The following is an 8649-nucleotide window of genomic DNA, read 5'->3' as shown; positions in this document are numbered from 1 at the left end:
GCGTCATGTTGAGCGCCGTGGGCCCGAACTTCGTCAGGTCGTAAAGTCGGTGCAGCAGTTCGGGCGCGACCGGCCGGTCGGTCCAGCCGTTGCGGGTGCGCGCCTCGGTGAAAAGCTGCGACAGGGCGGCGTCCGACAGCGGGGCGTCGCGTTGGGTGATGGCGTCATAGGCCATGGGAGCGTTCCTGACTTCAATAGCAACGAATGCAGGTGCAATTAATCCCTATCGCAACAGTCGCAAGTGCGAATTGCGCATCGCAGCGTTTCCATTTGCGTGATGTGGGCGAAGACCCCTGTGCGGCGGGGGCGCTTGGCCCTATCTAGGAGCCATGAAAGACCTGACCCAACTGATGCAGCAGGCCCAGGCGATGCAGCAAAAGCTGCAGGACGCCCAGGCCAAGATGGCGGAAACCTCCGCGGAGGGCACGTCCGGCGGCGGCCTGGTGACCGTGGCGCTGAAGGGCGCGGGCGAGATCACCGCGATCAAGATCGACGACAGCCTGCTGACGCCGGGCGAGGGCGAGATCCTGGCCGATCTGATCGTCGCCGCCCATGCCGACGCCAAGCGCAAGCTGGACGAGGTCAACACCGCCCTGATGCGCGAGGCGGCCGGACCCATGGCCGGGATGAACATTCCCGGAATGCCGAAACTGTTCTGATGGCCGCCTCCGCCGGGCCGGAGATCGAGCGGCTCATCTCCCTTCTCGCCAAGCTGCCGGGGCTCGGCCCACGTTCGGCGCGCCGCGCGGCGCTGGCGCTGCTGAAGCGGCGCGAGCAGCTGCTGGTCCCGCTGGCCGCGTCTTTGGCCGAAACCGCGGACAAGGTGGTGTCCTGCTCGGTATGCGGGGCGCCGGACACGCGCGATCCTTGCGCCATCTGCGCGGACGGATCGCGCGACAACGGCCTGATCTGCGTGGTCGAGGAGGCCGGCGCCCTGTGGGCGATGGAGCGGTCGGGCGCCTTTCGCGGCAAGTATCACGTGCTGGGCGGCCTGCTGTCAGCGCTGGACGGCGTGGGGCCGGACCAGCTGCGCGTCGCCGAGCTGGACGGCCGCGTCAGGGGCGGCGAGGTGCGCGAGGTCGTCCTGGCCCTGCCCGCCACCGTCGACGGCCAGACCACCGCCCACTACATCGCCGAGCGCATCTCCGGGCCGGGGGTGGAGGTGACGTCGCTGGCGCGCGGCGTCCCGGTCGGCGGCGAACTGGACTGGTTGGACGACGGCACCATCGTCCAGGCCCTGCGCGCCCGCCGGCCCACCTGACGACCGATTCCGTCGCAGCCAGCGGGCAACTGGCCTGATCCTTCGACTCCGTTTAAGGAACGGACCATGAACATGCTCGCGCCCATCCTCGCCGTCGTCGCCGTCGCCCTGGGCGGCGGTTTCCTGTGGGCCTTCATGGGGTGGCAGCGCGCCCGCGCCGAACTGTCCGCCGCCCTGGCGCGGATCGAGGTGGTCGAGGAAAGCCGGGTCACCCTGGGTGAACTGCTGAAGGCCCAGGCGGCGCAGTCGGCGCAGGTCGTGGCCGACCAGATGGTCAGTCGGGCGACCGAGACCTTCCGTGCGCAGGACCAGCTGGCGCGCGAGCGGATGGCGGCCCAGCTGAAGCCGGTCGCCGACACCCTGACCAAGTTCCAGGAGCATGTCGCGGCGCTGGAGAAGACCCGCTCGGAGGAGACCGGCGGCCTTCGCGAGCAGCTGGCCCAACTGATGGCGGCCTCCTCGGCGACGCGGGACGAGGCGCGCAAGCTGACCGAGGCGCTGCGCGGCAACACCGGCCGGCGCGGTCGCTGGGGCGAGCAGACCTGCCGCAACGTTCTGGAGGCCGCCGGCATGGCCGGTCGGTTCGATTTCACGGAACAGACGTCCAGCGCGGACGACGAGGGGCGTCAGAATCGGCCCGACTTCATCGTGCGCCTGCCGGGGGGCGGCATGTTCGTGATCGACGCCAAGGTCCCCCTGGCCTTCGACGACGGGGAGGGGGACGAGGAGGCGCGCGCCCGTTCGGTCGGCCTGCGCACCGCCGCCAGCCTGAAGACCCACGTCCGGCAGCTGGCGTCCAAGGCCTATCAGGACCAGTTCAAGCCCAGCCCCGACTTCGTCGCCCTGTTCGTGCCCGGCGACGCCTTCCTGTCCACCGCCCTGGACCACGAGCCGGACCTGATGACCCACGCCATGACCTCGCGCGTGGTCATCGTGACGCCGACGACCCTGTTCGCCCTGTGCAAGGCCGTCGCCTACGGCTGGCGCGCCGAGGAGCAGGCGGCCAACGCCGACCGTGTCGCCGCCCTGGGGCGCGAACTCTACAAGAGGCTTTCGGTCATGGGCGGCCATGCCTCGGCGGTCGGCCGGGCCCTGGACACGGCGGTCGGCAAGTACAACCAGTTCGTCGGCTCGCTGGAAAGCCAGGTCATGGTCTCGGCCCGCCGGTTCGAGGATCTGCAGGTCGATCACGAAGGCAAGGCCCTGCCCGAGCTGGTGCCGGTGGAGGCCAGTCCGCGCGCGCTCAATCGCCCGGAACTGCTGGCGACCACCGAGGGTCGATCCGCCGAATAGCAAGCGATCTTGTCTATGTGGAAAGCTCGCTTGACAGGCTTATCGTTTTATACGTAAAGTGACCTTGTCATAAAGACAAGGAGGGCTGTCATGCAGCCGAAGTTGAAGCGACTTCTGGGATGGGTGTTTCTGGGCGGGCTGCTGACCGGCGGCCTGGCGGGCCTGGCCGGGTTCGGCGTGGGCTATCTGTCGGCGTCCAGCCCTGAAGTCGCCGACCGCATCGCCGCGTTCGAGATCATCGGCTTCGGCGTGTTCGGGTTGATCGCCGTCGGCGTCAGCCTGTGGGTCAGCGTCTACTGGATGCGCTCGATCGACGAGGCGGCGCGCGAGGCGCACAAGGCCGCCTGGTTCTGGGGCGGATCGGGCGCGCTGCTGCTGGGCCTTCCGCTGATGCTGATCGCCACCCTGCCGCAGACCGCGGACTGGCGCCTGCCCGACTGGTTCTACGGCCGCAACGATCCGGTGGCCCACGCCGCGCTGGGCGCCGGCGGCCTGCTGGTCCTGATGCTGGCCGGCTACACGGTCGCCTGGGCGTGGTGGTGGTTCCGGCGTCGATGAGGAGAATGTCATGAACAATCGCCTCAAGGTTCTGCGCGCCGAGCGCGACTGGTCCCAGGCCCACCTGGCCGAGCTGCTGGGCGTGTCGCGACAGACCGTCAACGCGCTGGAGACCGGCCGCTACGACCCGTCCCTGCCCCTGGCCTTCAAGATCGCCCGCGTCTTCGGCCAACCCATCGAATCCATCTTTTCGGAACAGGAGACCGACGGATGACCGTCTCTTCCTTCAAGAACTCGCGCCTGCCGCGCCGCCTGCTGACCGCCTTTGGCTTTGGCTTGGCGATGGGCGTCGCCGGCTATCTGTTCGGTCGGCTGATCCTGCCCGACCTGATCGGGCCCGACGCCCTGGACGGCGTGGACGTGCGCTGGTCCGACGTCCTGGCGGCCCTGACCGGGATCGCCCTGATGATCGGCGCCGGCGCGGTCATGGTCATCAGCCTGAATCCGCGCCGCCTGGGCCGCATGTACGGCATGGACGAGCCCGCATCTGCCGAGGAAGGGCGCCAGGCGCGCTTCCAGGCGGCGGTCATGGGCTTCTCCGGCCTGATCCTGATGCTGCCGATCGTCTCCGCCCTGGCCGGGCTGGCGGGCGGCGTGGCGATGGGGCTGATCGTCCTGCTGCTGGCCGTCCACACGGTGCTGAACGTCAAGGTTTGGCGCGGCGTCGATGAACTGCTGCGCCGCACGACGCTGGAAGCCGCGGCCGCGACCTTCTTCCTGGGCCAGGGCCTGCTGTTCCTGTGGGCGGCGGCCGAGCGGCTGGGCGTGCTGGCGCCCCTGACCGCCTGGGACATCTACGCCGTCCTGATGACCCTTTACCTGTTCGTCTCCGCCGTCGCCTCGGCCCGTCGAGGCCTGGCCTGAGCGCCGCCCCCTTTCACCGCCTTCTCAAAAAAGAGGACTGAACCCATGACCCTGTCGACCCTTCTGAAGACCTCCGCTTCCACCCTTGCGCGCGGCGCGGCCGGCGTGGCCGGCGGCCTGGCGCTCTACTTCGCCCTTAGCGGCCAGCCGGCCCTGGCCCAGGAGGCCGCCGTTCCCGCCGCCCAGCCGGCGATCCAGGGCGACGGCCCGGCGCTGTGGGTGGTCAGGGATGCGGACTCGACCCTTTATCTGTTCGGCACGGTCCATGTGCTGCGCCCGACGACCGGCTGGTCCAGCCCGCGCGTGGAGGCCGCCTTCGACAGCGCCGACGAGATCTGGTTCGAGATCAGCGATCCCGACAACCAGGCCGCCGTCATGCCGCTGGTCCAGCAGTACGGCCTGTCGCCGGACAAGCCCCTGTCCAGCATCTTGACCGCCGAGGAGGTGGCTGAACTGGACGCCGCGGCTCGCACCGTGGGCATGACGGCCGCGCAGCTGGACCCGATGCGGCCGTGGCTGGCGGGCCTGACCCTGTCGGTGGCCCCGCTGGTCAAGGCCGGCTACGATCCCCAGTCGGGGGTGGAGCTGGTTCTCAAGGCGCGCGCCGAGGCCGCCGGCAAGCCGATCAAGGCGTTCGAGACCATCGACAAGCAAATTCGCATCCTGGCCACGATGGACGAGCCGGTGCAGCTGGAGTTCATCCGCCAGACGCTGGAAGACTTCGACGACGCCGTGGAGATGCTGGACGGCATGGTCGACGCCTGGTCGCGGGGCGACGTGGCCGAACTGGATCGCGTCGTGGTCGAGGACATGAAGGACACGGCGCCGCACGTCTATCAGGCGATCCTGGTCGACCGGAACACCGACTGGGCCAACCAGATCGAGACCCTGCTGCAAGGCTCGGGCACGGCCTTCATCGCCGTGGGCGCCGCCCACCTGGCCGGCGACGACAGCGTCCAGGCCCTGCTGGCGCAGCGCGGCGTTGACGTGACGCGCGTCGCCGACTGACCGGCAAAGGCGGCGGCCTCAGCCCTGATTGACGTCCCAGACGAAGATCACCCAGAGCGCCGCCGCCACCCCGGCCCCGATCAGGATCACGACCAGGCAACCGAACATCGCGGCCTTGCCCGCGCCCGCTCCCTTGTCGCGCCTCATGATCCGTCCGCCCGCCTTCCGCCTTGAGCCCCGCCTCCGGCGAGGCTATGGGAACCGGGAGCGCGGGTATAGTTCAGAGGTAGAACGTCAGCTTCCCAAGCTGAATGTCGCGAGTTCGATTCTCGCTACCCGCTCCATCCCCTTCAGGCCGTCCGACAGCCGCCGACGTCACGCGCCGGCGCGATTCTTGACCAGATCGTCCACGACGGACGGGTCGGCCAGGGTGGAGGTGTCGCCCAGGGCGCCGACCTCGTTCTCGGCGATCTTGCGCAGGATGCGCCGCATGATCTTGCCCGAGCGGGTCTTGGGCAGGCCCGGCGCCCACTGGATCACGTCGGGCGTGGCGATCGGCCCGATCTCGCGCCGCACATGGGCGCCCAGGGCCTTGCGCAGGTCCTCGGTCGCCTCGATCCCGGCGTTCAGGGTGACATAGGCGTAGATGCCCTGGCCCTTGATGTCGTGGGGGAAGCCGACCACCGCCGCCTCGGCCACCACGTCGTGCAGAACCAGGGCGCTCTCGATCTCGGCGGTGCCCATGCGGTGGCCCGACACGTTGATGACGTCGTCGACCCGGCCGGTGATCCAGTAGTAGCCGTCCTCGTCGCGGCGGCAGCCGTCTCCGGTGAAATATCGGCCCGGATAGGTCGAGAAATAGGTGTCGAAGAAGCGCTGGTCGTCGCCATAGACGGTGCGCATCTGGCCCGGCCAGCTTTCGGTGATGCACAGGTTGCCCGACACGGCGCCCTCCAGCGGCTGGCCCTCGGCGTCCACGATCTGCAGTTCGACGCCCGGCAGGGGCAGGGTGGCCGAGCCGGGCTTCAGGTCGGTCGCGCCCGGCAGCGGCGTGATCAGATGGCCGCCCGTCTCGGTCTGCCACCAGGTGTCCACGATGGGGCAGCGGCCGTCGCCGACCACTTCGTGATACCAGCGCCAGGCCTCGGGATTGATCGGCTCTCCCACCGTGCCCAGGATCCGCAGCGACTTGCGCGAGGTCCGCTTCACCGGCGCGTCGCCCTCGCGCATCAGGGCGCGCAGCGCCGTGGGCGCGGTGTAGAAGATCTCGACCTTGTGCTTGTCCACCACCTGCCAGAAGCGGCTGGTGTCGGGATAGTTGGGCACGCCCTCGAACATCAGGGTCGTCGCCGCGTTCGCCAGCGGTCCATAAACCAGATAGCTGTGGCCCGTGACCCAGCCCACGTCGGCGGTGCACCAGAACACCTCGCCCGGGCGATAGTCGAAGACGATCTCGTGCGTCCAGGCGGCCCAGAACAGGTATCCGCCCGTGGTGTGCAGCACGCCCTTGGGCTTTCCGGTCGAGCCCGAGGTGTAGAGGATGAACAGCGGGTCCTCGGCGTTCATCGGCTCGGGCGGGCAGTCGGTCGCGGCCTTGGCCGCCTCGACGGCGTAGTCCACGTCGCGGCCCTCGACCATCGGCACGTCGGCGCCGGTGCGGCGGATGACCAGCACCGTGTCGACCTTCACCTTCTCCAGCGCCGCGTCGACATTGGCCTTCAGCGGCACGACCTTGCCGCCGCGCACGCCCTCGTCGGCGGTGATGACCAGGGTGGAGCCGCAGTCCTCGATACGGCCGCACAGGCTGTCGGGCGAGAAACCGCCGAACACGACCGAATGCACCGCCCCGATCCGCGCGCAGGCCAGCATGGCGTAGGCGGCCTCGGGGATCATGGGCAGATAAAGGGTGATCCGGTCGCCCTTCTTGGCCCCGTGCGCCTTCAGCACATTGGCCATGCGGCACACCTCGGCGTGCAGTTCGCCGAAGGTGATGCGGCGGCTGTCGGCCGGGTCGTCGCCTTCCCAGATGATCGCCGTCTCGTCCTTCCTGTGGGGCAGGTGGCGGTCGATGCAGTTGGCCGAGACGTTCAGCACGCCGTCCTCGAACCAGCGGATGCGGAAGTCCTCCTTCCTGAAGGAGACGTCCTTGATCTTGGTCGGGAAGGTCATCCAGTCCAGGCGGCGGGCCTGTTCGGACCAGAAGGCGTCGGGGGTCTCGCGCGCCGCGATCCGCGCCGCCTCATAGGCTCGCCGGTCCATGTGGGCATGGGCGGCCAGGTCGGCGGGAACGGGATAGAGTTCGGAATCGGGCACGCGAGACGTCTCCAGCATCAATCAGAATCCGTATTTGGCGAACAGGGACAGACGGGTCATGTCGCCGTTGGCGCCGGATTCCAGTTCCCGCTCACCGAACATCAACTCGGCCCCGACATCAAATCCCGTCAGCGGGCTCCAGATCAGGTTTCCGCGAACGCTCTGGGCCGAACTGTTGACGCCCAGGCCAGTCAGGACGGTGTCGTTGTCGACTTCCTGCACCGAATAGATCAGATTCGAACGCCAGCCCGGCGACCAGATGTGGCGATAGGCGGCGAAGCCGGCGACGACGCCGATGGCGTCCAGTTCGCCCGAGGCGTCCAGCACCGCGTCGTTGGAGAAGTTCAGGCCGATGTAGCGCCCGATCCCCTCGCCGCCGCTCAGCATCAGGCGCAGGTCGTCCTGGGCGCCCACCTTGACCTTGGCCGATGCGGACAGGCCCCAGCCGGTGGCGGAGCTGTCGATGGCCAGTCCGGGGTTCTCGTACTTCAGCTGGCGCAGCAGGCCCGACAGCTGGACCTCGCCCCACGGCCGGGTCGCCACATAGCGGGCGGTCAGGTCGGGCAGGCTGTTGTCATCGGCCACGATGCGCGCGCCGCCGCCGAACGGGGTCACGGTCGTCTCCGGGTTCTCGACGGCGATGGAGAAGGGGCCGCGCGTGTAGCGGATCTGGGCCTGGCGGGCGAAGACGGTGCCTTCCGCCGGCCCGATGTAGTCGGCCGTCTCGGGCAGCACGTTGGTGTTCTGGAAGTTGGTCCACTCCTGGCCGAACAGCCAGTTGTCGATGGTGACGAAGGCGCGGCGCAGCGCCGGATTGGCCGGGCTGGTGGTGCGCTGGTCGCCGGCGCCGGGCAGGACCTGGAAGTCCATCTCGACGCGGCTGCCGACCTTGTGGCCGCCGACCATGCCGTCGGTCGTGAACCAGAAGCGGGTCTGGCGTGCATTGAAATCGGTGGCTGTGTCTTCGTCCGCGCCGCCGACGGGGATCGAGCCCGGCAGGTAGAATTCGCGCAGCGCGTCGCCATTGGCCGGATCGCCGCCGGAATAGTTCGAGGCCGTGGCGTCCAGCTTGATGAAGCCGCCGAACTTGTTGTTGAAGCGCGAGACGCGGCCGCCGCGGTCCATCAGGTGCTGGTTGCCGCCGGTCCAGGCCGGGTGAGACGTCGGGTCGATGTCCAGGTTCAGCGTGGCGCCTTCTTTCCCGTAGGTCGAACGGGTCTGGTAGGTGGTGCCGTCGGTCATCACAACAGTGATGAAGTGGTAGTCGGGGTGCGTGTCCGCTTTCATCGATCTTGTCCGTCTCTGCGCGACGACGATGCCGACCGTCACTGCGCGTAATTAGAGAATCCCGCCACGAGGCGCGACGGGAGCGAGGGGCGGCGTTTACACCGGGGGGCGTTCCGGGGCAAGAG

10 protein-coding genes, 1 tRNA gene and 1 pseudogene are annotated in these 8649 nt (G+C 68.7%); 8 read left to right on the top strand and 4 right to left on the bottom strand.

Translation table 11 applies throughout. The features are described from left to right. The first annotated feature begins 329 nt into the window (after positions 1-329). The 7 genes from B2U11_RS11865 to B2U11_RS11835 all read left to right on the top strand — a co-directional run bounded on the left by B2U11_RS11865 (position 330) and on the right by B2U11_RS11835 (position 4984). On the top strand, positions 330-659 hold the full coding sequence (locus tag B2U11_RS11865) for a YbaB/EbfC family nucleoid-associated protein (protein WP_292071927.1): 330 nt from the start codon (positions 330-332) through the stop codon (positions 657-659). Beyond that, a complete protein-coding gene (gene recR / locus B2U11_RS11860; RefSeq protein ID WP_292071926.1) occupies positions 659-1261 on the top strand; it encodes a recombination mediator RecR in 603 nt (200 codons plus the stop codon). Before B2U11_RS11865 ends, recR begins: the two co-directional genes overlap by 1 nt. Positions 1262-1327: 66 nt before the next feature. Beyond that, positions 1328-2554, top strand: coding sequence for a DNA recombination protein RmuC (locus B2U11_RS11855; RefSeq protein WP_292071925.1), 1227 nt, complete (start codon positions 1328-1330; stop codon positions 2552-2554). Positions 2555-2644: 90 nt separating this feature from the next. Next, positions 2645-3112, top strand: a complete 468-nt coding sequence (locus B2U11_RS11850) for a hypothetical protein (protein WP_292071924.1) — start codon at positions 2645-2647, stop codon at positions 3110-3112. A 10-nt stretch (positions 3113-3122) separates the two neighbouring features. After that, entirely contained in the window at positions 3123-3326 is a 204-nt protein-coding gene (locus B2U11_RS11845) for a helix-turn-helix transcriptional regulator (RefSeq protein WP_292071923.1), read from the top strand. Beyond that, on the top strand, positions 3323-3976 hold the full coding sequence (locus B2U11_RS11840) for a hypothetical protein (RefSeq protein ID WP_292071922.1): 654 nt from the start codon (positions 3323-3325) through the stop codon (positions 3974-3976). Before B2U11_RS11845 ends, B2U11_RS11840 begins: the two co-directional genes overlap by 4 nt. A 45-nt stretch (positions 3977-4021) precedes the next feature. Then, positions 4022-4984 (top strand): TraB/GumN family protein, encoded by a 963-nt coding sequence (locus tag B2U11_RS11835; protein ID WP_292071921.1) that lies wholly within the window; start codon positions 4022-4024, stop codon positions 4982-4984. Between the two features lie 18 nt (positions 4985-5002). Here B2U11_RS11835 and B2U11_RS11830 read toward each other — a convergent pair whose 3' ends face one another. Further along, positions 5003-5131 (bottom strand): hypothetical protein, encoded by a 129-nt coding sequence (locus tag B2U11_RS11830; RefSeq protein ID WP_292071920.1) that lies wholly within the window; start codon positions 5129-5131, stop codon positions 5003-5005. 62 nt (positions 5132-5193) lie between these two features. On the opposite strand from B2U11_RS11830, the gene B2U11_RS11825 reads away from it, so the two are divergent. Continuing rightward, positions 5194-5268: transfer RNA gene (locus B2U11_RS11825), tRNA-Gly, on the top strand. A gap of 31 nt (positions 5269-5299) precedes the next feature. Here B2U11_RS11825 and acs read toward each other — a convergent pair. The 3 genes and pseudogenes from acs to rpmE form a co-directional block, all read right to left on the bottom strand. Further along, positions 5300-7255 carry an acetate--CoA ligase gene (gene acs / locus B2U11_RS11820; RefSeq protein ID WP_292071919.1) on the bottom strand — a complete coding sequence of 652 codons (1956 nt, stop codon included), beginning with the start codon at positions 7253-7255 and terminating at the stop codon, positions 5300-5302. Positions 7256-7258: 3 nt separating this feature from the next. Beyond that, positions 7259-8107: a DcaP family trimeric outer membrane transporter gene (locus B2U11_RS11815; RefSeq protein ID WP_292071929.1), complete on the bottom strand. Its 849-nt coding sequence runs from the start codon at positions 8105-8107 to the stop codon at positions 7259-7261. A 204-nt stretch (positions 8108-8311) separates the two neighbouring features. After that, positions 8312-8524, bottom strand: a pseudogene (gene rpmE / locus B2U11_RS11810) (50S ribosomal protein L31); the annotation flags it as partial. Positions 8525-8649 lie beyond the last annotated feature (125 nt).

This window comes from Brevundimonas sp. UBA7534, from assembly GCF_002479325.1.
Lineage (GTDB): Bacteria > Pseudomonadota > Alphaproteobacteria > Caulobacterales > Caulobacteraceae > Brevundimonas.
The sequence above is the reverse complement of the archived record's forward strand: the minus strand, read 5'-3'. Positions and strand labels throughout refer to the sequence as shown.

Excerpts from the sequence above, each read along its gene's own strand:
- B2U11_RS11865 (WP_292071927.1), top strand. The coding sequence starts at position 330 with ATGAAAGACCTGACCCAACTGATGCAGCAGGCCCAGGCGATGCAGCAA.
- recR (WP_292071926.1), top strand. The coding sequence starts at position 659 with ATGGCCGCCTCCGCCGGGCCGGAGATCGAGCGGCTCATCTCCCTTCTC.
- B2U11_RS11855 (WP_292071925.1), top strand. The coding sequence starts at position 1,328 with ATGAACATGCTCGCGCCCATCCTCGCCGTCGTCGCCGTCGCCCTGGGC.
- B2U11_RS11850 (WP_292071924.1), top strand. The coding sequence starts at position 2,645 with ATGCAGCCGAAGTTGAAGCGACTTCTGGGATGGGTGTTTCTGGGCGGG.
- B2U11_RS11845 (WP_292071923.1), top strand. The coding sequence starts at position 3,123 with ATGAACAATCGCCTCAAGGTTCTGCGCGCCGAGCGCGACTGGTCCCAG.
- B2U11_RS11840 (WP_292071922.1), top strand. The coding sequence starts at position 3,323 with ATGACCGTCTCTTCCTTCAAGAACTCGCGCCTGCCGCGCCGCCTGCTG.
- B2U11_RS11835 (WP_292071921.1), top strand. The coding sequence starts at position 4,022 with ATGACCCTGTCGACCCTTCTGAAGACCTCCGCTTCCACCCTTGCGCGC.
- B2U11_RS11830 (WP_292071920.1), bottom strand. The coding sequence starts at position 5,131 with ATGAGGCGCGACAAGGGAGCGGGCGCGGGCAAGGCCGCGATGTTCGGT.
- acs (WP_292071919.1), bottom strand. The coding sequence starts at position 7,255 with ATGCTGGAGACGTCTCGCGTGCCCGATTCCGAACTCTATCCCGTTCCC.
- B2U11_RS11815 (WP_292071929.1), bottom strand. The coding sequence starts at position 8,107 with ATGGACTTCCAGGTCCTGCCCGGCGCCGGCGACCAGCGCACCACCAGC.